The organism is Allostreptomyces psammosilenae, from assembly GCF_013407765.1.
Classification (GTDB): Bacteria; Actinomycetota; Actinomycetes; order Streptomycetales; family Streptomycetaceae; genus Allostreptomyces; species Allostreptomyces psammosilenae.
The window spans coordinates 1,432,590-1,452,718 of record NZ_JACBZD010000001.1 but is presented as its reverse complement, the minus strand read 5'-3'; the positions used below and the strand labels follow the sequence as shown (position 1 = coordinate 1,452,718).

Sequence of the window (20,129 nt, the reverse complement as noted above, 5' to 3'; positions counted from 1 at the left end):
GGACCTGACCTCCGTACCCGGGTATCGAACCCGGAGGCGGTATACCCGGCTTTCCTTTCCGGGACGCGCCGACGGCAGCCGCCCGGAAAACCTTTCCCGAGGCGACCCGCTCAGGAAACACCGCGGAAACCGGCCCCGCTCACCGCCAGGGCGGCCACCGCCGCGCCGTCGCGGTCGCGGCCGGCCTCGCCCGCGGTCCCCTCGGCGTCGGGGGCGTCCAGCCCCGGGTGCGAGTTGAGGATGTCGCCGTGCAGGCGTTGGACGCTGGCCAGCGGCTCCAGGCCGAGGGTGTCGTCCAGCACCCGGCGCAGCCGCGCGTAGACCTCCAGCGCGCGGTCCCGGCGGCCGGCGCGGTAGAGCGCCAGCATGTACAGGGCGTGCAGGCTCTCGTGGGTGGGGTGCTGCTCGACGAGCCCGGCCAGCTCGTCCAGCACCCGATGATGTCGGCCGATGCGCAGCTCGGCCTCCATCATCTGCGCCACCACGCTGAGCCGGGACTCCTCCAGGCGGGCGACCTGCACCGACAGCAGCGGGCCGGCCTCCACGTCGACCAGGGCGGGGCCGCGCCACAGCCCCAGGGCGCCGCGGAACCGGTCGGACGCCTCGGCCCACCGGCCGGCCTCCACCGCGCGGTGCCCCTCGGCGGCGAGCCGCTCGTACTCGCGCAGGTCGACCGCGCCGCCGTGGGTGGCCAGCAGGTAGCCGCGGGCCTGGGTGACCAGCACGGCCTTGGCCGCGCTGGCCGGCCGGCCGGCCTCGACCAGCGCGCTCACGATGTGGTTGCGCACGTGCAGCACGTACGTCTGCAGGGTCGTCATGGCGCTGCGCGGCAGGTCCTCGCCCCACAGCTCGTCGAGGATCGACCGGACGGAGAGGAGTTGGTCGGGGTGCGTGGCGAGGAGGGCGAGGAGCTTCCGCGGCTTGGCGGCCGTGGGAACCACATTCCTTCCGCACTCGCGCACCGTGAACGAGCCCAGAACGCTGATGTCCATCCGCCCCGACTTTCCGCTGGATAAGGTGCCCGGCAATTCGCGACCGGCGGGCCGGTAACACGCGTCGGGGCGGGTCCTTCGTCGGCGCGCCGTCCGGCGCGAGCGGTCACGCGGAAGGAGTCACGCCGTCGGGATCACCGTCCGCCACCAGTCGCACACGGAATTGTACGGAGGGCGGACCACGCCAACAAGGCCCTCCAGGGGCGCCCGGCGCGATTCCATCAAGTCCGATTAACGCAACAAATACACGAGCGGAAGAAACCGATTCAGGATTGCCGCTTTTCTTGCGATGCCGTTCGGTTCGGGACGCCGTCCGCGGCGTCCAGCCGCCCGGGCATCCAGCGCAGCACCACCAGCGCCCCCAGCACCGCCATCCCGGCGGCCACCAACGCCGTGGTGTGCATGGCCGCCACGAACGACTCCTGGGCCGCCGCCACCAGGGCCGGCCCGCGCTCCCCGGCCCGCTCCGCACAGGCCGCCGTCGCCTCGATGGACTCCGCCGCCGCCGCCCGACGCCCCTCCGGCACCCCGGACAGCTCCCCCCACACCCCCGCCCGGTACCGGGCACCGAGCAGCGCCCCCAGCACGGCGACGCCGAGCGCGCCGCCCACCTGCCGCACGGTGTTGTTCATCGCCGACCCGGAGGCCGCCTTGGACTTCGGGATCGCGGTCATCACCGAGACCGCGGCCGGCGGCATCACGTGCGCCATCGCCGCGCCCATCAGGAAGAACAGCGGCAGCACCGCCCACATCGGGGTCGACACCCGGACCAGCAGCAGGCCGGTCAGCGTCGCCGCCATCGCCAGCAGGCCCCCCGCGCACACCGCCCGCGGCCCGAACCGGCGCACCGCCAGCGGGCTGAGCGGCCCGAACAGCACGTTCGCCAGCGCCAGGGCCAGCACGTACAGCCCGGCCCGCACCGGGGACAGCCCGCGCACGCTCTGCATGTAGAAGGTGCTGAAGAACAGGAAGCCGGACATCGCGAAGGACACGAAGCCCACCGCGCCCACCGCGGCCGAGAACCCCGGCCGCCGGAAGAACCGGATCTCGAACGCCGGGTGCTCCCGCCGGCTCTCCCACCAGGCGAAGCAGCCGCACAGCAGCAGGCCGGCCAACGCCGGCAGCCACGCCGTGACGACCGTGACCGAGCCCAGCCGGCCCGCCTCGATCACCCCGTAGACCAGCGCGGCCAGGCCCAGCGCGGACAGCACCGCGCCACCGAGGTCCAGCCGCCCGGCCGCCGGGTCCCGGGACTCCGGAACCACCACGGCCACCGCCACCAGGGCCACCGCGACCACCGGCAGGCTCACCAGGAACACCGAGCCCCACCAGAACCGCTCCAGCAGCACCCCACCGGCCACCGGGCCCAGCGCGAGCGCCACACCGACCGTCCCGGCCCACAGCCCGATGGCCCGGGGGCGCTCGCGCAGCGGGAAGACGTCCGCGATGACGGCGAGCGTCACCGGCATCACCGCCGCCGCGCCCATCCCCATCACCGCCCGGGTGCCGATCAGCACCTCGGGGCCCGGGGCGTGGGCGGACAGCACGGACGCCGTGCCGTAGACCGCCAGCCCCAGCAGCAGCACCCGGCGGCGCCCCCACCGGTCCGCCAGCGCGCCGCAGGTCAGCAGCAGCGCGGCGAGCGCCAGCGGATAGGCGCTGAGGATCCACTCCAGCTCGCTGTGCGAGGCGCCCACCCCGGAGGACGGGTCGGCGAGCGTCCGCAGCGCCACGTTGAGCGTGGTGTTGTCCGCGACCACGCAGGTCAGGCAGAGCAGCAGCACGGCGAGCACGTGCCAGCGCCGCGGATGCCCCTCGGCGTGCCCGACCGGCGCGGCCGGCACCTGCGGCGCCCCGGCCTCCGCAGCGGCCTGCGGCACGCCCTCCGGTCCGGCCTCCGGGGCGGCGGCCTCGGACGGGCCGGACCTCGGTTCCGGCACGGCGGCGGACGCGGCCGCCCGGCCCGCGCCGCGGCCATCCGGTTCCGGCGGCCCGCCACCGGCCGGCCCGTCGGACAGCGGCGCCCGGCCCACCGTGTCCGACCCCTCCACCCCACGCATCACGGTCGCCCTTCCCTCGACGTTCCCGGGCGCCGGCCCTCGCCGCCGCCCCGCTGGTTCCCCCGGTCGGTCAGCCGCGCAGCACCTGGCCGGCGTAGCCGTCGGCCGCCGGACCGAACTGGAGCATCGCGTGCGTCGCCGCCGCGTTGACGTCCCGCCAGAAACGCTGCAGCGGGTGCGAGGCCGACTGGCCCCGGGTGCCGGCCGAGCGCACCAGCCGGCCCACCGCGTCCACCAGCAGGTCGGCCGCCAGCGCCGCGTCCCGGGTGCCGCGGGCCTGCTCCAGCTCGGTGACCCGGCCGCGGTCCGCCACCACCGCGGCCCGCTCCAGCAGCAGCGCCGCGGCGTCGATCTCCCCGGAGGAGCGGGCCAGCGGCTCGGCGAGCGAGGCCGCGCCCGGGGCGCACGCCTTCTCCGCCACCACCTCGCGCCAGGAGGCCAGCGCGCCGCGGGCGGCACCGAGCACCGGGGCGGCGAAGGTCAGTCCGTTCACCGCGCGCAGCGGCACCCGGTGGCACGGCGCCGAGCCGGGCGGGGCGTTGCCCTCCAGGACGTCGCCGCGGGTGAAGGTCCGCGACGCCGGCACGAACACGTCCTCCGCCACCAGGGTGTTGCTGCCGGTGCCGCGCATGCCGGCGGTGAACCAGGAGTCCACCACCGTGAAGTCCGCGCGCGGCAGGGCGAAGAACCGCTGCTCCTGCCGCCCGCCGGCGGTCGCCGCCGTGCCCAGGACCAGCGCCCACTCGGCGAAGTCCACCGCGCTGACGAACGGCCAGGTGCCGGCCAGCCGCCAGCCGCCGTCCGCCTCACGGGCCTTGCCCAGCGGCATCAGCGCCCCCACCACCAGGGTGTCCGGGCCGCGCTCCCACAGCTCCTGCCGGCCCTCGGCGGGCAGGTAGGCGGCCATCCGGGAGATCCCCGCGGTGAGCGAGGCGTACCAGGCGGCCGACGCGCAGCCCTCCCCCACCACGGCCACGGCCTGCAGCAGGTCGGCGAAGGTCGACTCGGCGCCGCCGTGCGCCGCGGGCACGAAGTGCCGCGCGAACCCGGCGGCGATGGTCTCCTCGACCACCTCCCGGCTCAGCCGGCGGTCGCTCTCGGCGCGGGCGGCTCCACCGGCCGCCGTCCGGGCCAACCGCCGGGCGGCCGGGACCAGTCCGGCGGCGATCGTCTGGTCCAGCGTCATGGGGTGCTCCTGGTCCTGGTCGGGGTGGGGGCCGGCGCCGCCGTCTCGGCGGGTCCGGGGCCGGCGGGCGCGCCCTCGGCCGGCGGTTCGGCGCCCAGTCGCCGGTAGGCGCGCTGGTAGTAGATGAGCGGCTCGCCGTCGCCGACCACGGTGCGGCGCACCTCGGCGACGAGGATCAGGTGGTCACCGGCGGGCACCCGGTCGGCCGTCCGGCACTCCAGGCGGGCCAGCGTGCCGGGCAGCAGGGGGATGCCGCCGGGCCCGCGCACCAGCGGCTGCCCGGCGAACTTGTCGACGTCCTTGCGGGAGAACCGCCGCGCCGTCGCCTCCTGCTCCCGCCGCAGCACGTGGATGGCCAGCCAGCCCGCCTCCTGGAAGGCGGACAGGCAGTTGGCCGTCAGGTCGATGCAGACCAGCACCATCGGCGGGTGGAGCGAGACGGCCGAGAAGGAACTGGCCGTGAAACCGTGCGGACGACCGCCGGCGTCCGCCGTGGTGACCACGGTGACCCCGCTGGCCCAACGGCCCATGCAGGCGCGGAAGTGGTCGACTGCGACCGGTTGGGGGAGCATCGGCGCGCCCGCCCGCTCAGCGGGGCCGGTCGTGCTCGACGGTCCGGGACCGGACGAGCAGCCGCCCGTCCACCCGGACCAGCACGTCGCGCACCTCGCCGCTGGGGGCGCAGACCGGCGCCTGTCCCGGGCGGCTGGTGACGATCAGCGAGTAGCACGAGGCGTGGACGCTGCCGTCGTCCCGCGGGTCCAGGCGCAGCATGGTGAACCAGTGGCGCCGCTGCCCGGGATCCGCGGCGAAGCGCCCGTGGAAGGCGTGCAGCTCGGCGGCGATGGCGGCCGGGGTGCGCACCGGCGGGACGGCCGGGTTGTAGGACAGCTCGCCGTCCTCCGTGAAGGTGGCCGCGTACTCGTCGTACCTGCCCTCGTCGACGTGGCTCATCTGCACCGCGTAGAACTGCTGCACCTCGGCGTAGAGTTCCGCGAAGTCGCCGGGGGTGGCGGCGGGGTCGATGGTGAGCTGGGTGGTCGGGCTGGTGGTGGGGCCGGTCATCGTGGCCTTTCGTCTCGTCCGGTGGGGTCGGTGGGCGGGACCGTGGTCCACGGTTGCCCTCCGGGGTCGCGTGCGACTTGAGAAACGCTCACGTGGCCGTGGGCCGGATCGGCCGGGAGCCCGGGAGGCCGGGGCGGCGGAACCGGGGTGCCGAAGTGGCGCAGGCGTGCGCGGCGGCGGGACACCAGGTCGTCGCCGGACAGGCCGGCCAGCTCCGCCAGGGCCGCCGTGAGCGCGGCGCGCAGCCGGTCGGCGGTCAGCGCGGGATCGGCGGCGGCGCCGCCCTCCGGCTCCGGGACGACGCCGTCCACGACGCCGAGCCGGAGCAGGCTGGGTGCGTCGAGGCCCAGCACGGCCGCGGCGCGTGGGGCGGCGGCCGGGTCGTGCCACAGGATGGCGGCGCAGTCCTCGGGGCTGATCACCGAGTACACCGCGCCGGACAGGGCCAGGGTCCGGTCGGCGACCGCGATGCCGAGCGCCGCCGCGCCACCGCCCTGCCCGACCACCGCGGTGACGACCGGCACCGGCAGCGCGGCCATCAGCCGCAGGTTCTCGGCGATGGCGCCGGCCTGGCCGTGCTCCTCGGCCTGCGGGCCCGGGTGGTCGCCGGGGGTGTCCACCAGGGTGACCACCGGCAGGCCCAGCTTGGCGGCCAGCCGCATCACCCGGGCGGCCTTGCGGTGGCCGGCCGGCGAGGGGGTGGCGTGGCCGGGCGCGCCCGGGCCGGCGCCGGCGCCCCTGCCGCGGTGACCGATCACGGCGACCGGGCGGCCGGCCAGCCGGGCGGTGCCGGCCAGCACCGCCGGGCAGTCGCCGCCGGCCCGGTCGCCGCGCAGTTCCTGGAAGTCGTCGAAGGCGAGGGCGAGGTAGTCCGGCACGCCGGGGCGGTCCGCGGAGCGGGCGGCGAGCACCTGTTCCCAGGGATCCAGGGGCGGCAGCGCGTCGGGGTCGCGCAGCAGCCCGTCGCGGTCCCCTTCGCGGCCCGGCCCTCGCTCCGACGCCGGGACGCCGGCCGGGCCGGGGGCGGGGACCGGGGCCGGGCCGGGGGGGTTGAGGGCCAGCAGCCGGCCGAGCTCCCGGCGCAGCGCGCGCCGCGGCACCACCATGTCGACGAGGCCGCGGGCGAGCAGGAAGCCGGCCGTCTGGAAGTCCTCGGGGAGCCGGCGGGCCGCCGCCCGCTCCACCACGCGCCGGCCGGCGAGGCCGAGACGGGCGCCCGGCTCGGCGACGATGACGTCCGCGAGGGTGGCGAAGCTGGCGGCCACGCCCCCGTAGGTGGGATCGGTGACCAGCGAGACGGTGAGCACCCCGGCCTCGTCCAGTCGGCCCATCGCGGCGCTGGTCCGGGCCGTCTGCGCCAGCGCGATGGGCCCCTCCTGCATCCGGAGGCCGCCGGAGGCGGTGACCAGCAGCAGCGGGGCGCGTTCGGCCAGCGCGGTCTCGGCGGCCCGCACCACGGCCTCCCCGGCCGCGGCGCCGAGGCTGCCGCCGAGGAACCGGAAGTCCATCACGGCGCAGACGGCTGGGCGCCCCTCGACGTCGATCCGGGCGCACAGCACCGCGTCGTGCAGGCCGGTGCGTTCCCGGGCGGCGGCCAGCCGCCGCGGATAGGGCACGGTGTCGGTGAACTCCAGCACGTCCTCACGCACGGTGACCGGCGGCAGGAGGCGAACGCTGCCGGGGTCGGCGAGCAGGTCCAGGCGCTCCCGTGCCGGGAGCCGGTCGTGCCGGCCGCACTCGGGGCAGACCCGCAGGTCGTCCCTCCAGCGCTGGGCGTCGACCCGGGCACGGCATCCCGGGCAGACCACCCGCCCGTGGCGGGCGCGTCCCGGTGCCGGTCGGTCGGGCGTGTTGGTCATCGGTGTCCTCGCGGCTCCTCGGGGCCACCGGGGCGTCCGGGTGGCCCGTGCGTCGTCCGCCACCCTGCGCAGCGGCGCTCGACCGCCACCGGAGGATCACTCAGGTGCCACGCGGATCCGGCGCCATGGGCGCCCGCCAGCGTGGTGACGTCACGTCATGGGCGGTGCGCCTCCACCGGTATGCGAGGAAACGTCACTACGGTCACCGGCCGAAGGATGCCCGACAACCCGGTCACGCTCCCAAGGAGGAATCGATGCCGGAGCCCCAGCGTGGTCGTGGGCGACGCAGGCGCCCGCTCCAGGCCGCCCGGACGGCGGCCACCCTCCCCCTGGCCCTCGCCCTGTCGCTGACGCCGGCTGCACCGGCGGCCGCGTCCGAACCCGTCATCGCGGTGTACGACTGCTACTCCGCCCACGTCCAGGGCAGCCACACGGTGGCCCACGCGATCAAGCTGTACGGCGACGCCCCGCAGCGGGTGACCCCTCGGGAGTCCTTCCCGGTGGTCGTGGACGTCCCGCCCTTCGTGGCCGACCCGCGGTTCAACTCCGAGGTGCGGCAGGTGCGGTTGAGCTTCCTGCTGCCGGCGGACGCCACCGTGGTCGGGGCCGAGGTGTCCGGCGGATCCGCGCCGGCGCGCGTGCTGAGGGACCACGAGGTGGTGGTGCTGGAGGCCGAGGGGCCCTTCCCGGCCGGGGAGGTGATCGCCCTGCCGTCGCTGACCCTCCACCTGCGGCCGGGGGACGACGGCGCCGAGGAGCTCAGCCTGCGTCACGGCGGGGCGACGCTCGCCGAGCCGGCGTTCTCCTGGCTGGGCACCGGTTCCCAGGGCGAGCCCCATCCACTCGCCTGCTTCCTGCCCGCCCCGGTGCCGCTCACCAGCACGGAGGTGGGGCCCGAGGAGCCGCGCGGTTCCCGGCGCACGTGACCACCGGCAGCAGAAACGTCACCGCATGGCCGTGCCCGGACGCGTGGTGCCCCGGAGCCCGGGTCGGCTCCGGGGCACCACCCCGCGGGTGGGTCAGACCGGGGCGGCGGCGCCGGTGACGGCGTCGTCCCCCGGCTTCGTCGCGCCCGGCACGGTGGCCCGCTCCGCGGCGTGCGCGGCGGCGCGCTCCATCGTCGCGCGGCACTGCGCGCCGAGGATCTCCCGGGCGTGGCGGCGGGCGTCCTCCAGCGTGGCGCCGGCGCCCAGCACCTCGCCGATCGTGGCCGGGTTCACCGAGACGGTGTGCCGGACGCTGATCGTCGATCCGCCGCCCTGCTCCGCCGGGACGTCGCTGAAGGTCCACAGCCCGCTGTGACCGAGCAGCGGCTTGGGGACGGTGATGTGCTTGAAGGCGATGCGCTCGCCCGGGAACAGCACCCGGACCGCGCTGGTGGCCGTGGTGGAACCGTCGTCGGCCACGGTCTCCAGCTCCAGGTTCTCGATGCCCTCGCGGTAGTCGCGCAGCACGGCCTTGGTCACCCGCGGCAGGCGCTCCGGCCACGCCTCAGCCTCGGCGACGAACGCGTAGGCGTCGGCGGCGGAGCCGGCGATCCCGGACAGCGCCTCCTCGAAGGAGAACACCAGCTCGTCGGCGGAGTGGCCGAGCTCCGCGACACCGCGCAGCCGGGCCAGCTCGACCGTGCTGTTGCGGTCGAGCGTCCTGGTGATCTGCTCCCGGATCTCGGGGGTGTCCTCCAGCGGCACGAAGCGGTGCGTCAGCACCACCTCGGAGCGCTCGCCGTCCAGCGGGCGGAAGCGCCACTCGCCGGTCATGGTGCGGAACGGGGGACGGCTGTGCGCCTGGGCGTAGGTGACGACCAGGCGCTCCGGGTCGTGGGTGCGCCGCGTGGTCCAGTTCAGGACGTTGCCGTCGAGCAGCGCCCACAGGTGGAAGCGCTCCACGCTCGGGGTGCGCTCGATGTGGTCGGTGTGGACCGTGGGGCCGAAGAGCACCGGCCAACGGGTGACGTCCGCGATGATCCCGTACAGGTCGCTGGCCCGCGCGGTGATGACCTCGCTGTGCTCCAGCGCGTACTCCCGCTGCTGCTCGCTCACGCCACCACACCTCCGTTCACGGTCTCCAGGACGGCGCGCGGCGTGCGCAGCTCGGTGATCACCTCGTCGGGGATCTTCACCCCGCGCTCCTGCTCGATGCGCGCGGCCATCTCCATCAGGGCCAGCGAGTCGTAGCCGAGGTCCCCGAAGTCGGTGTCCATGATGTCGCCGGCCAGGGCGGCGTTGCCGTCCGCGCCGGCGCAGGCGGTGAGCAGCCGCCGGATGTCGTCGAGGGCCATCTGGCCGTCGGGCGACCCGGTCTGCTGGCCGGGGACGACGCCGGTCGCGTCGCCCGGCTCGGCGGGTCGGGTGGTGGTCGGGGACTGGTCGGTCACGCGTGCTCCTCGGTCGCTTGGGGTGAAGGTGGGTGTCGGTGGTGGGTCACCGGGCGCCGTGCGGTGCCTCGTCGTCCATGGCCCGCACGACCATGGCGGAGTTGAAGCCGCAGCGGCCCCGGGCGAGCACCAGGGCCCGGCGCACCGGCTGGCGGCGCGGCTCGCCCCGCACCAGGTCGATTCCGTACTCGTCGGGCACGTCCACGGTGTGGGCGGTCGGCGGGATCAGGCCGTCCCGGATGGCCAGCAGGGCGGCCACCAGGTCCAGCGGCGGACCTCCGGCGTACAGCCGGCCGATCAGCGCCTTGGGGGCGGTGACCGGGACCCCGTGCGGCCCGAACACGGCGCCGATCGCCTCCGCCTCGGCGCGGTCGTGCTCGGGGACCCCGGAGGAGTCGGCGAAGACCACGTCGATCTCCTCCGGCGTCAGGCCCGCGTCCGCGATGGCCAGCCGGGCGGCGCGGGCCAGGCCGCGCGGCCTGGGCGAGCCGGGCGGCGGGTCGAAGGTGGCCGCGTAGCCGGCGATGGAGCCGTAGCGCCGCGGGGCGCCGCGCTCCAGCGCCAGGTGCTCCTCCTCCAGGACCAGCACGGCACCGCCCTCGCCGGGCACGTGCCCGTCGGCGGCGGCGTCGAACGGCCGGAAGGCGTGCTCCGGCCGGTCGGCGCGGCTGACCCAGCCCCCGGAGAGGTGGGAGATCCAGCCCCAGGGGTCGAAGGCGGAGTCGGCGCCGCCGGTGATCAGCAGGCGGGTGCCGCGCCGCGCGGCGCGGCGCGCGTGGCCGACCGCGTCGAGTCCGCCGGCCTGCTCGCCGACCAGGGCGGCGCTGGGGCCGCGCATCTGGTGGCGGATGGAGATCTGGCCGGTGTTGCAGGCGTAGAACCAGGCGAAGGACTCGTAGACGCTGACGAACTGCGGGCCCTGCGACCAGAGCTTGCGGAACTCCCGGTGGGTGAACTCGTGGCCGCCGGAGGCGTTGGACATCACCACGCCCATGTCGTACTCGGGGACGTCGTCCGGTCCGAGGGCGGCGTCGTCGATGGCCCGTTCGGCGGCGTAGAGGGCGAGCCGGGTGACCCGGTCGGTCTGCGGCAGCAGCCGGCCGGGGATGTGCGCGGCGTCGTCGAAGTCGGGGATCAGGCCGGCGAGCCGGCACGGGTAGCGGGAGGTGTCGAAGGCCTCGATGGTCCGGATGCCCTCGTGGCCCTCCAGCAGGGCCGTCCAGTACTTCTCCGGGTCGAGGCCGTTGGGCGAGGCGACGCCGATGCCGGTGACCACCACGCGGCCGGTGCCCTGGGCACCGGCCGTGGCGTCCGGGGCCGGCGCGGTCCGCGGCGGCGGCGTCGGTGACCCGGGGGTTCGGGAGGCGACGGTCTCGGTCATGCGGCCTTCCCTTCGAGGCGGCGCAGCACCATGGCGCTCTGGAACCCGCCGAACCCACTGCCGACCGTCAGCACCGTGTCCAGGTGGCGCTCGCGGGCGGTCAGCGGCACGTAGTCGAGGTCGCACTCGGGGTCGGGCTCGTGCAGGTTGGCGGTGGGCGGAACCACGCCGTGCCTGATGGCGAGCGCGCAGGCGGCGATCTCGATCGATCCGATGGCGCCGAGGGAGTGGCCGACCATGGACTTGATGGAGCTGATCGGGACGGACCGGGCGTGCTCGCCCAGGGCGCGCTTGAAGGCGGCGGTCTCGTGCCGGTCGTTCTGCTTGGTGCCGGAGCCGTGCGCGTTGATGTAGTCCACGGCCGTCCCCGGCTGGCGGGACTCGTCCAGGGCGACCCGGATGGCCTCCGCCATCTCGCGGCCGTCGGGCTTCAGGCCGGTCATGTGGTAGGCGTTGCAGCGGGTGGCGTAGCCGGTGATCTCCGCGTAGATGGGCGCGCCGCGGCGGCGGGCGTGCTCGTACTCCTCCAGGACGAACATGGCGGCGCCCTCGGCGAGCACGAAGCCGTTGCGGGAGCGGTCGAAGGGCCGGGAGGCGCGTTCGGGGGCGTCGGTGCGCGGCGTGGTGGCCTTGATCGCGTCGAAGCAAGCCATGACGATGGGTGAGACGGGGGTGTCGGAGGCGCCGGTGAGCATCACGTCGGCGGAGCCCTCGAGGATGAGTTCCCGGGCGTAGCCGACCGCGTCGAGCCCGGAGGTGCAGCCGTCCGAGACCATGGTGACCGGTCCCTCGGCGCCGGCCGTCCAGGCCACCTCGGCGGGCATGGCGCTGGGGACCAGGTAGTCGATCATGTGCGGGGAGAGGTGGTCGTAGTCGACCAGCCACTTGCGCCCGCTGTCGGAGAGCACCAGGTACTCGTTCTCCAGGCTGGTGGCCGCGCCGACCGCGCTGCCCAGGCTGACCCCGAAGCGGTGCGGGTCCAGCGCGTCCGGCTCGATGCCACTGTCCGCCATGGCGTCCCGGGCGCAGACCACGGCCAGCTGCGCGGCGCGGTCCATCCGGCGGATCTCGCGGGGGGTCAGCCCCTCGGCCTCCGCGTCGAAGTCGCACTCCCCGGCGACCTGGGAACGGTAGCGGGTGGGGTCGAACAGGGTGATGCGGCGGGTGGCGGTGCGGCCGGAACTGAGCAGGTCCCAGAACTCCTTGGTCCCGGAGCCGCCGGGCGCTCGGACACCGATTCCGGTGATGACGGTGCGCCGGGTCACGGCTCACCTCCGGCGGACGCGTCGGGCTGGGTGTGTTTCACAGGCGTCTCCCCTCGGGCGGGCGCCGCCGGACCGCTGGTGCGGCACGGCGGCGCCGGCGACGGGATCAGCCTTTCCACGGCCGCTCGCACACCGCTAGAGCGGTGCTGGTGAGGCGTGGGAGCGTGGGAGCGGCTTCGTGTGGCGCCTCAGCGGTGGCCGCCGCGGGCCCGGCTGGGCTGGACCCGGGGTGGTTCGCCGGGGGCCTTGGGGTGGTCCGGCGGGTAGGGCAGGTCGCCGAGTCCGGCCTCCGCCTCGTGCCGGTCGGCCAGTTCCAGCAGCGGCGTGAGGTCGAAGGCGTGCTCCGCCATGTCCGCGTGGACGTCGCCGAGTTCGGCGAGCCGTCCGGGTACGGTGAGCAGGTCGAAGTCCTCGGGCTCCACCCGGTCCAGTTCCTCCCAGCGCAGCGGGGTGGAGACGGTCGCCCGGGGGCGGGCGCGCAGCGAGTAGGCGGAGGCGATCGTGCGGTCGCGGGCCATCTGGTTGTAGTCGACGAAGACCTTGCTGCCGCGTTCCTCCTTCCACCAGGCGCTGGTCACCCGCTCCGGCATCCGGGCCTGGAGCTCGCGCGCGAGGGCGATCAGGGCGCGCCGCACCTCGGTGAAGGTCCAGCGCGCGAGGATCGGGACGTAGACGTGCACCCCGCGTCCGCCCGAGGTCTTGGGCCAGCCGCGCAGGCCGTACTCGGCCAGCAGGGGGCGCAGTTCCAGGGCGGCCCGCACCGCGTCGGAGAAGTCGGTGCCGGGCTGCGGGTCGAGGTCGATGCGCAGTTCGTCGGGGTGGTCGACGTCGTCGCGGCGCACCGGCCAGGGGTGGAAGGTCAGGCAGCCGAGGTTGGCGGCCCACACCACGGCCGCCGGCTCGGTGGGGCACAGCTCGTCGGCGTACCGGCCGCTGGGGAAGGAGATCCGCGCGGTGGCCAGCCAGTCCGGCCGCTTGGCCGGGGCCCGCTTCTGGTAGAACCACTCGCCGTCCACGCCGTCCGGGAAGCGCTGCAGCGTGGTGGGGCGGTCGCGCAGCACGCGCAGCGCGGCCTCGGCGACGGCCGCGTAGTACCGGGCCACGTCCAACTTGGTGAAGCCGCGCTCCGGGTAGTACACCTTGTCCGGGTTGGTCACCCGCACGGCGCGCCCGCCGACCGTCAACTCCGTCGCTCCGCCCATGACGCCACGCTAGGCCCGCCGCCGGATGGCCGCCTCCCGACGGGCGCGGCGGCGGGGCCGGCCGGACAATCGCGGCATGGACCTTCCGGTGATGCCCCCGGTGAAGCCGATGCTGGCCAAGGCGGTGCCCGAGATCCCCCCGGGCATGAGCTACGAGGCCAAGTGGGACGGCTTCCGGGCGATCGTCTTCCGGGACGGCCCGGAGCTGGAGATCGGCAGCCGCACCGGGCGCCCGCTGACCCGCTACTTCCCCGAGCTGGTGGAGGGGCTGCTGGCGAACCTGCCGCGGCGGTGCGTGGTGGACGGGGAGATCGTGATCGCCCACGACGGGCGGCTGCACTTCGAGGAGCTGCTGGAGCGCATCCATCCGGCGGCCTCCCGGGTGCGGATGCTGGCCCAGCGCAGCCCGGCCTCGTTCGTCGCCTTCGACCTGCTGGCCCTGGAGGACATGGCGCTGCTGCCGGTGCCGATGGAGCAGCGGCGCGCCACCCTGGTGGAGGTGCTGCGGGGGGCCGCGGAGCCGGTGTTCACCGCCCCGGCGACCCGGGACGAGGCGGTCGCCCGGGAGTGGTTCGAGCACTTCGAGGGGGCGGGACTGGACGGCGTGGTGGCCAAGCGGCCGGACGGGCCCTACCTGCCGGACGAGCGGGCGATGTTCAAGGTCAAGCACGAACGGACGGCGGACTGCGTGGTGGCCGGCTACCGGGAGCACCGCAGCGGGCCGGTGGTCGGTTCGCTGCTGCTGGGGCTGTACGACGCCGCCGGGCGGTTGCAGCACGTGGGGGTGAGCGCGTCCTTCCCGATGCGGCGCCGGCGGGAGCTGGTGGAGGAGTTGGCGCCACTGCGGATGCCGGACGTGGCGGGGCACCCCTGGGCGGCGTGGGGGGAGGAGGCGGCGCACGCGCGGGACCGGCTGCCGGGCGGGCCGAGCCGGTGGACGGCGGGCAAGGACCTGTCCTGGGTGCCGCTGCGCCCGGAGCTGGTCTGCGAGGTGGCCTACGACCACATGGAGGGCGACCGGTTCCGGCACACCACGCGGTTCCGGCGGTGGCGCCCGGACCGGGATCCGGCCGGCTGCACCTACGCGCAGTTGGAGGAGCCGGTCTCCTACGACCTGGCCGAGGTGCTGCGGCCCGGTGCGGGTGGCGAGGAGTAGGACGGCGCCCCGGTGGTAACGCGGTGGCGTCGCGCGGTCGCGCGTGTGCGCGCGGTGCCGCAGCCGTCGATGTGGAAGGTGGATGGAATGCTCCTGGTGAACCTGGTGGCCCGGCCGGCATTGGCGTGGATCTTCGTGCGCAGTGGGGCGGAGGGGCTGCGTGACCCGCAGGGCAGGGTGCAGGCGGGATCCGAGTTGCTGGAGCGGGCGCAGGACGCGGTGCCGGGCCTGGCGCGCTGGGACAAGCGGACGCTGGTGCGGATGCACGCGGGCGTGGAGCTGGTCGGGGGCACGATGCTGGCCCTGGGGAAGGTGCCCCGGCTGGCCGCGCTGGCGCTGGCGGCGGCGATGGTCCCGTCGACGGTGGTGGCGCACGCCTACTGGACGTACGACGATCCGGAGCAGCGGGCCATGCAGCTCATCCAGTTCCGCAAGAACGTGGCGATCATCGGTGGGCTGCTGGTGGCGGCGGCGGACACCGGCGGGCGGCCCAGCCTGTGCTGGCGGGCCCGGCACGCGGTGGACCGGCTCTCCGTGCCGTCGCTGCCCTCGCTGCCCGGGCACTGAGCGGCCCCGGGGCACGGTCTGCTCCGTTCGGCGGCGGGAGCGGCGGCCAGATGGCGGGGAGCGGCGCGGACGCCCGGGTGGGGGCGGGCGCGCGGCCCGCCCCCACCCGGCGCGCGGGGTCGCCGACCGGGGGTCGGCTCGGTCCCGGTTCGGTCACCGGGTCACTTGACGGTGCAGGCACCGCCGTTCAGGGTGGCCGCGGTGGGCTCCCCGTTGGTGCCGGTGTGGCTGCCGATGAAGCCGAAGGTCGCGGTGGCGCCGGCGGCGATGGTGCCGTTGTACGCGGCGTTGGTCACGGTGACGTCGGCTCCGGTCTGGGTGTGGGTGCCGCCCCAGATCTGGGTGATCCGCTGGCCGTTGGGGAAGCTCCACTTCAGGGTCCAGCCGTCGATCGCCGTGGTGCCGGTGTTCCTGATGGTCACCGCGCCCTGGAAGCCGCCGCTCCAGGAACCGCTGACCGAGTAGTCCACCTCGCAGGTCGTGGCGGGCGGGGTCGTGGGGGGCGGGGAGGTCGGGGGCGGGGAGGTCGGGTCGGTGGGCGCCGGGGAGGTCGGCGGGTCGGTCGGGTCGGGGCTCTCCCCGACCGCGTCGCCCCAGATGATGCCGCGGCCGTTGGTGGCGACGTAGACCCGTCCGTGGACCCGGGGGTCGCCGGTGATGGTGGCGCCGGTCCAGGCCCACTGGTGGTCGTCGTCGTTGATCCGCACCCACTGGGCGCCGCCGTCGTCGGAGCGGTAGATGCCGCGGACGCCGTCGACCTGTGCGCTGGTGTAGAGCGCCGGGTAGGTCTTGCCCGGGGCGGCCTTGCCGAAGCCGATGTTGTCGGCCTCCTCGACGTTGCCCAGCTTGGTGAAGCTGGCGCCGCCGTCGGTGGAGTGCCACAGGCCGGTGCCGCCGGCCAGCCAGATGTCGCCCTCGATGCCGGGCACGGCCTTGAAGCGGGCCTCCCCGGTGGGCAGGCCGGTGGCCGCGGTGGCGGTGAAGGAGGCGCCGCCGTTGGTGCTCCGGTAGAAGGTGCCGTTCGCGAAGCCGTAGAAGGTGTTCTTGTTGACCCGGTCGGACTCCACCACGGCGCCCTGCGGGATGCCGGTCGAGGCCGTCCAGCTGCTGCCGAAGCCGGTGGTGACGTGGACGCCCGCGCCGCCCGGGCTCCACACGGTGGTCGAGCCGTCGGCGGCCGTGGCCACGGTTCCGCCGCTGGTGGCACCGGAGACGTTGCTGCCGGCGAACCAGTTGGCGCCGTTGTCGGTGGAGAAGGCGATGCGTCCGGTGGACTCGACGTTGCCCACCCGGACCACCGTGTTCGGGTTGGACTCGGCGTAGTCCAGGGCGGTGGTGCTGGTGAAGGTGGGGCTGGTGAACATCATGCCGGGGACCTTGGTGAGGTCGGTGTGCCGGAAGCCGCCGATGTCACCGAGGCCGCTGATCAGCGGGGCGCCGGAGGGCGGGGCGACCAGGTCGAGCACCGCGGTCTCCTCCAGGCCGCCGACCATGGGCCGGATGTCGACGGTGCCGCCGGTGTCCCAGGCGGTGAGGTTCTCGGTGCCGTAGATGGTGGCGCCGGTGCCGTACATCATCCGGTCGGAGTCGAACGGGTCGATCTCCAGGGCCTCGGTCATCCAACCGAGCTTGGGGGTGACCTCCGGCGGCTGGGGGTTGGCGCCGAAGGTCAGCCACGGCACGGAGGAGATGTCCAGGTCGTAGCGGAGGGTGCGGTTGGGGTAGGACGACCACTGCCAGATCGGGGTCCAGGTGGCGCCGCTGTCGGTGGAGCGGAAGATCTGGGTGTCCGGCCACCAGGAGCTGTAGCCGGTGACCATGATGGTGCTCGGGTCCTGCCGGTCGACGGTGAGGCCGCTGTAGCCGAAGTAGGCCGGGTCGCTGGGGGCGTCCGAGGCCATCGGGCTGATCCGGGTCCACTCGCCGGTGGCGGTGGTCAGCCGCCAGACGTCGCCGGAGGTGCCGTCGTAGGGGCCGCCGGTGTCGCTGGTGGTGATGTAGAGGTAGCCGTTCTCGTGGTCCAGGACGCCCTTGTGCGGGACGAAGCCGGTGGGCTGGCCGGCCACCCGCTCCCAGGTGGCACCGCCGTCGGTGGTGCGGTAGACGTTGTTCTCCTTGTCGGCGACGCCGACGTAGATGGTCTGGGTGGCCCGGCCGGCGCTGCCGGTGCGCGGGTCGAACGTCACCCAGACGACGCCCTGGATGTCGCTCTGGTAGCCGGAGCTGTCGTTGGGGTCGGCCACGTAGGTGCCGGGGTTGGGGAAGTTGCCGACCTCGGCCCAGGTGGCGCCGTAGTCGGTGCTCTTCCACAGGCCGTTGCCGCTCTCGGCGCCGTAGTAGAGGATCCGGTTGTCGTTGGGGTCGATGGCCAGGCGTTCGCCCATGCCCCGGCCGGGCATGTTGCCGCCGACCTTGAACGGCAGCTCGGTGGTCTGCCAGGTCTCGCCCCGGTCGGTGGAGCGCAGGATGGCCCCGTTGTTCGGGTCCCAGTCGTTGGTGTAGTTGCCGGCGGCCACGTAGACGCGGTCGGGGTCGACCGGGTCGGTGGCCAGGCTCAGCACGCCGGAGTGGCCCCAGTCGTCCCAGCCGACGTGGTCCAGCAGCGGGATCCAGCGGCCGGTCGCCGGGTCCTGCCGGTAGGCGCCGCCGATGTCGGTCCGGGCGTAGACGAGGCCCGGCTCGCTCTGGTTGAAGATGATCCCCGGCACGAACCCGCCGCCGGCGATCTCCACGTTCTTCCAGTCGTACTCCTGGCTGGGTGCGGCGGCCGCCGCCGACTCCGCGGACGCGGGCACGGCGATGCCCGCGATTCCGACGGCTCCCAGGCAGAGGCTCGCCGTCGCTGCGGCGAAGGCGGCTCTGACTCTTCGTTGCATTCCTAGGGGCTCCTTGGCCTCGGGCCCGCGTGCGGTCGTGGCGGGCAACTCCCGCGGGCTTTCCCGTCGTGGTGCGCTCGGCGAGGAACGGCCGGGAGGCTGGGGCCCCCGCGCCCGAGGAGGGGCGGCGAGGACGCGCGACCCCCGAGTACTGACAAGGCCATGCCAAATACCCCACCGACGCGGCCCCCGACGAGCATGTCCGACCACAGATAGTTTGCAGAGGCGCCAAACAAATAACAAGACGAAATCACCACCCTCCACGCCCCCGAGGCCCGGCCGGCGGGGCATCGGCCGTGGAGTGGCGCTTACCACTCTCCTGATTGAACATGGTATTCATCTGCACAAGCGAATGCTGTGCGACAAGCGGCACGCGACAAGCGGCATGCGACAGAACGAGGAGCGGCGCCATGTCCGGATGGGAACCACAGGTCGAGGTCGGCGAGTACACGGTCCGGGCCGCACGACCGGCCGACCTGGACGGCGCGCGCAGCGTCATGCTGGACACCTTCTACCGGGAGTTCGGCTACGGCTACGTGCCGGCCTGGCACGCCGACGTGATGGACCCGCGCACCGCCTACCTGGACCACCCGCGCCACCTGCTGGTGGTGGCGGTCCGGGACGAGGAGGTGGTGGCGACCACCGGGCTGAGCTCACACGGTCCCGCCCACCCGCCGCACCCGCGCTGGATCGCCGAGCGCTACCCGAGCGGGCGCACGGCGCAGTTGCTGCGGGTATACGTCCGCCCGGAGCACCGCCGCCGCGGCCTCGCCGGCGCGATGGTGCGGTACGCGTGCGACTTCGCGGCGGCCACCGAGGGGTACGACACGGTCTACCTGCACACCAACGTGAACATCGAGGGCGCGGAGCCGTTCTGGCGGGGCGTGGCCAAGGAAATCTTCGACGCGCGGACCACCGGCGAGCACGGCCCCGGCTTCGGCACCGTGCACTTCGAGATCCCGCTGGCCGGCTGACCCCACCCCTCCCCCTCCGGCAGCCTCCCCCACGCGTCGCCCTCCCTTCCCGACAGCGCCTCCACATTCTTGCGGGAATTTTCCGCAAGCCCTTGTGACGGCCGATCACCGGTGGTTCACTCGGCGGCGGGACCGCGCCGGGCGGACCCGCCACCCAGCGACGGCGCCGGGTGCGCCGCGAGGAGGGGTGGACGATGGACGAGTACGACGTGCTGGTGGTCGGGGGAACCGGGGTGGACACCATCGTCCGGGTGGACACGCTCCCGCTGCCGTTCCAGGACTCCATCGGGGTGCCCCCCATCCAGGACTACGTCGCGCACACCGGCAACGGCGTGGCGCTCGGCATGCTCACCCTGGGCCTGCGCACCAAGTTCATCGACTTCCTCGGCGACGACCCGCAGGGGGAGCAGATCCTGGCCGCCTACGCCCGGCGCGGCCTGGACTTCAGCCACCTGCCTGCCCCGGCCGGGACGCCGCGCGCGGTGAACCTGGTGGACGCGGAAGGACGGCGGCTGTCCCTCTACGACGGCCGCCACCCGGCCGACCTGCTGATGCCGAGGGACTTCTACCTGCCCTTCCTCCAGCGGGCCCGGCACGTCCACCTGTCGATCATCAACCACACCCGGGCGCTGTGGGACGACATCGAGCGCCTCGGCGTGTCGACCTCCACCGACCTGCACGACTGGGACGGCCGCAACCCCTACCACCTGCAGTGGGCGCTCCGCGCCGACGTGGTCTTCCTCAGCGCCAGCGCCCTGCGGGGAGGCGCGGACGGCGACCGGCACGAGGAGGCCATGCGCGCCATCCTCACCGAGGGGCGGGCCCGGGTGGTGGTCGCCACGGCCGGCGCGGAGGGCTGCTTCGTGCTCACCCGCGAGGAACTGGAGGAGCGCGACGGGGCGGTGCGGCACTTCCCGGCCGTGCCGCCGGCGCCGGACCGTCCGGTGGTGGACAGCAACGGGGCCGGCGACGCCTTCGTCTGCGGCTTCCTCACCTCCTTCCTGGCCGGACGGCCGGTGCCGGAGTGCGTGCTCGCCGGCTCGGTCTCCGGGGCCTTCGCCTGCGGCAGCGCCGGCACGCACACCGAGTTCATCGACCCCGACCAGCTGGCCGAGGGGTGCCGGCGGGCGGCCGACACCCTGGCGTCGCCGGCCAACTGAACCGGGGCC

The 20,129-nt window shown here is 74.7% G+C and carries 17 protein-coding genes; 5 read left to right on the top strand and 12 right to left on the bottom strand.

All coding sequences use genetic code 11. The features are described from left to right. Positions 1–110: 110 nt before the first annotated feature. The 6 genes from FHU37_RS05755 to FHU37_RS05730 all read right to left on the bottom strand — a co-directional run bounded on the left by FHU37_RS05755 (position 111) and on the right by FHU37_RS05730 (position 7,162). On the bottom strand, positions 111–992 hold the full coding sequence (locus FHU37_RS05755) for an AfsR/SARP family transcriptional regulator (RefSeq protein ID WP_179813133.1): 882 nt from the start codon (positions 990–992) through the stop codon (positions 111–113). A gap of 266 nt (positions 993–1,258) precedes the next feature. Beyond that, positions 1,259–3,052, bottom strand: coding sequence for an MFS transporter (locus FHU37_RS05750; RefSeq protein ID WP_246450332.1), 1,794 nt, complete (start codon positions 3,050–3,052; stop codon positions 1,259–1,261). Positions 3,053–3,122: 70 nt separating this feature from the next. Further along, the gene (locus tag FHU37_RS05745) at positions 3,123–4,238 is read right to left on the bottom strand and encodes an acyl-CoA dehydrogenase family protein (RefSeq protein ID WP_179813131.1); all 1,116 of its coding nucleotides are present in this window, start codon (positions 4,236–4,238) and stop codon (positions 3,123–3,125) included. After that, the gene (locus tag FHU37_RS05740; RefSeq protein ID WP_179813130.1) at positions 4,235–4,810 is read right to left on the bottom strand and encodes a flavin reductase family protein; all 576 of its coding nucleotides are present in this window, start codon (positions 4,808–4,810) and stop codon (positions 4,235–4,237) included. The genes FHU37_RS05745 and FHU37_RS05740 overlap by 4 nt, the downstream gene beginning before the upstream one ends. Positions 4,811–4,826: 16 nt before the next feature. After that, on the bottom strand, positions 4,827–5,303 hold the full coding sequence (locus tag FHU37_RS05735) for a nuclear transport factor 2 family protein (RefSeq protein ID WP_179813129.1): 477 nt from the start codon (positions 5,301–5,303) through the stop codon (positions 4,827–4,829). After that, positions 5,300–7,162, bottom strand: coding sequence for a carboxyl transferase domain-containing protein (locus tag FHU37_RS05730; protein ID WP_179813128.1), 1,863 nt, complete (start codon positions 7,160–7,162; stop codon positions 5,300–5,302). The genes FHU37_RS05735 and FHU37_RS05730 overlap by 4 nt, the downstream gene beginning before the upstream one ends. 254 nt (positions 7,163–7,416) lie before the next feature. Between FHU37_RS05730 and FHU37_RS05725 the strand changes: the two genes are divergently transcribed. Beyond that, positions 7,417–8,088 (top strand): hypothetical protein, encoded by a 672-nt coding sequence (locus FHU37_RS05725; protein ID WP_179813127.1) that lies wholly within the window; start codon positions 7,417–7,419, stop codon positions 8,086–8,088. 93 nt (positions 8,089–8,181) lie between these two features. Here FHU37_RS05725 and FHU37_RS05720 read toward each other — a convergent pair whose 3' ends face one another. From FHU37_RS05720 to ligD, 5 genes are all read right to left on the bottom strand, one after another. After that, positions 8,182–9,204, bottom strand: coding sequence for an aromatase/cyclase (locus FHU37_RS05720; protein ID WP_179813126.1), 1,023 nt, complete (start codon positions 9,202–9,204; stop codon positions 8,182–8,184). Further along, positions 9,201–9,443, bottom strand: coding sequence for an acyl carrier protein (locus FHU37_RS05715; RefSeq protein ID WP_179816048.1), 243 nt, complete (start codon positions 9,441–9,443; stop codon positions 9,201–9,203). The genes FHU37_RS05720 and FHU37_RS05715 overlap by 4 nt, the downstream gene beginning before the upstream one ends. A 142-nt stretch (positions 9,444–9,585) precedes the next feature. Next, entirely contained in the window at positions 9,586–10,920 is a 1,335-nt protein-coding gene (locus tag FHU37_RS05710) for a ketosynthase chain-length factor (RefSeq protein ID WP_179813125.1), read from the bottom strand. Further along, on the bottom strand, positions 10,917–12,185 hold the full coding sequence (locus FHU37_RS05705; protein WP_179813124.1) for a beta-ketoacyl-[acyl-carrier-protein] synthase family protein: 1,269 nt from the start codon (positions 12,183–12,185) through the stop codon (positions 10,917–10,919). The genes FHU37_RS05710 and FHU37_RS05705 overlap by 4 nt, the downstream gene beginning before the upstream one ends. A 188-nt stretch (positions 12,186–12,373) precedes the next feature. After that, positions 12,374–13,387 carry a non-homologous end-joining DNA ligase gene (gene ligD / locus FHU37_RS05700; RefSeq protein WP_179813123.1) on the bottom strand — a complete coding sequence of 338 codons (1,014 nt, stop codon included), beginning with the start codon at positions 13,385–13,387 and terminating at the stop codon, positions 12,374–12,376. 76 nt (positions 13,388–13,463) lie between these two features. On the opposite strand from ligD, the gene FHU37_RS05695 reads away from it, so the two are divergent. Together FHU37_RS05695 and FHU37_RS05690 are read left to right on the top strand one after the other, a co-directional pair. Further along, positions 13,464–14,543, top strand: a complete 1,080-nt coding sequence (locus tag FHU37_RS05695) for an ATP-dependent DNA ligase (protein ID WP_179813122.1) — start codon at positions 13,464–13,466, stop codon at positions 14,541–14,543. Positions 14,544–14,630: 87 nt separating this feature from the next. Beyond that, positions 14,631–15,110, top strand: a complete 480-nt coding sequence (locus tag FHU37_RS05690) for a DoxX family protein (protein WP_179813121.1) — start codon at positions 14,631–14,633, stop codon at positions 15,108–15,110. A gap of 161 nt (positions 15,111–15,271) precedes the next feature. On the opposite strand, the gene FHU37_RS05685 is transcribed toward FHU37_RS05690, so the two are convergent. Then, positions 15,272–17,986 carry a cellulose binding domain-containing protein gene (locus FHU37_RS05685; protein WP_179813120.1) on the bottom strand — a complete coding sequence of 905 codons (2,715 nt, stop codon included), beginning with the start codon at positions 17,984–17,986 and terminating at the stop codon, positions 15,272–15,274. Positions 17,987–18,396: 410 nt separating this feature from the next. Here FHU37_RS05685 and FHU37_RS05680 point away from each other — a divergent pair, with 410 nt between their 5' ends. Continuing rightward, the gene (locus FHU37_RS05680; protein WP_179813119.1) at positions 18,397–18,960 is read left to right on the top strand and encodes a GNAT family N-acetyltransferase; all 564 of its coding nucleotides are present in this window, start codon (positions 18,397–18,399) and stop codon (positions 18,958–18,960) included. A 194-nt stretch (positions 18,961–19,154) separates the two neighbouring features. Beyond that, a complete protein-coding gene (locus tag FHU37_RS05675) occupies positions 19,155–20,120 on the top strand; it encodes a carbohydrate kinase family protein (RefSeq protein ID WP_179813118.1) in 966 nt (321 codons plus the stop codon). Positions 20,121–20,129 lie beyond the last annotated feature (9 nt).

Excerpts from the sequence above, each read along its gene's own strand:
- FHU37_RS05675 (WP_179813118.1), top strand. The coding sequence starts at position 19,155 with ATGGACGAGTACGACGTGCTGGTGGTCGGGGGAACCGGGGTGGACACC.
- FHU37_RS05730 (WP_179813128.1), bottom strand. The coding sequence starts at position 7,162 with ATGACCAACACGCCCGACCGACCGGCACCGGGACGCGCCCGCCACGGG.
- FHU37_RS05740 (WP_179813130.1), bottom strand. The coding sequence starts at position 4,810 with ATGCTCCCCCAACCGGTCGCAGTCGACCACTTCCGCGCCTGCATGGGC.
- FHU37_RS05690 (WP_179813121.1), top strand. The coding sequence starts at position 14,631 with ATGCTCCTGGTGAACCTGGTGGCCCGGCCGGCATTGGCGTGGATCTTC.
- FHU37_RS05755 (WP_179813133.1), bottom strand. The coding sequence starts at position 992 with ATGGACATCAGCGTTCTGGGCTCGTTCACGGTGCGCGAGTGCGGAAGG.
- FHU37_RS05685 (WP_179813120.1), bottom strand. The coding sequence starts at position 17,986 with ATGCAACGAAGAGTCAGAGCCGCCTTCGCCGCAGCGACGGCGAGCCTC.
- FHU37_RS05750 (WP_246450332.1), bottom strand. The coding sequence starts at position 3,052 with ATGCGTGGGGTGGAGGGGTCGGACACGGTGGGCCGGGCGCCGCTGTCC.
- FHU37_RS05715 (WP_179816048.1), bottom strand. The coding sequence starts at position 9,443 with ATGGCCCTCGACGACATCCGGCGGCTGCTCACCGCCTGCGCCGGCGCG.
- FHU37_RS05710 (WP_179813125.1), bottom strand. The coding sequence starts at position 10,920 with ATGACCGAGACCGTCGCCTCCCGAACCCCCGGGTCACCGACGCCGCCG.
- FHU37_RS05695 (WP_179813122.1), top strand. The coding sequence starts at position 13,464 with ATGGACCTTCCGGTGATGCCCCCGGTGAAGCCGATGCTGGCCAAGGCG.
- FHU37_RS05725 (WP_179813127.1), top strand. The coding sequence starts at position 7,417 with ATGCCGGAGCCCCAGCGTGGTCGTGGGCGACGCAGGCGCCCGCTCCAG.
- ligD (WP_179813123.1), bottom strand. The coding sequence starts at position 13,387 with ATGGGCGGAGCGACGGAGTTGACGGTCGGCGGGCGCGCCGTGCGGGTG.
- FHU37_RS05735 (WP_179813129.1), bottom strand. The coding sequence starts at position 5,303 with ATGACCGGCCCCACCACCAGCCCGACCACCCAGCTCACCATCGACCCC.
- FHU37_RS05680 (WP_179813119.1), top strand. The coding sequence starts at position 18,397 with ATGTCCGGATGGGAACCACAGGTCGAGGTCGGCGAGTACACGGTCCGG.
- FHU37_RS05745 (WP_179813131.1), bottom strand. The coding sequence starts at position 4,238 with ATGACGCTGGACCAGACGATCGCCGCCGGACTGGTCCCGGCCGCCCGG.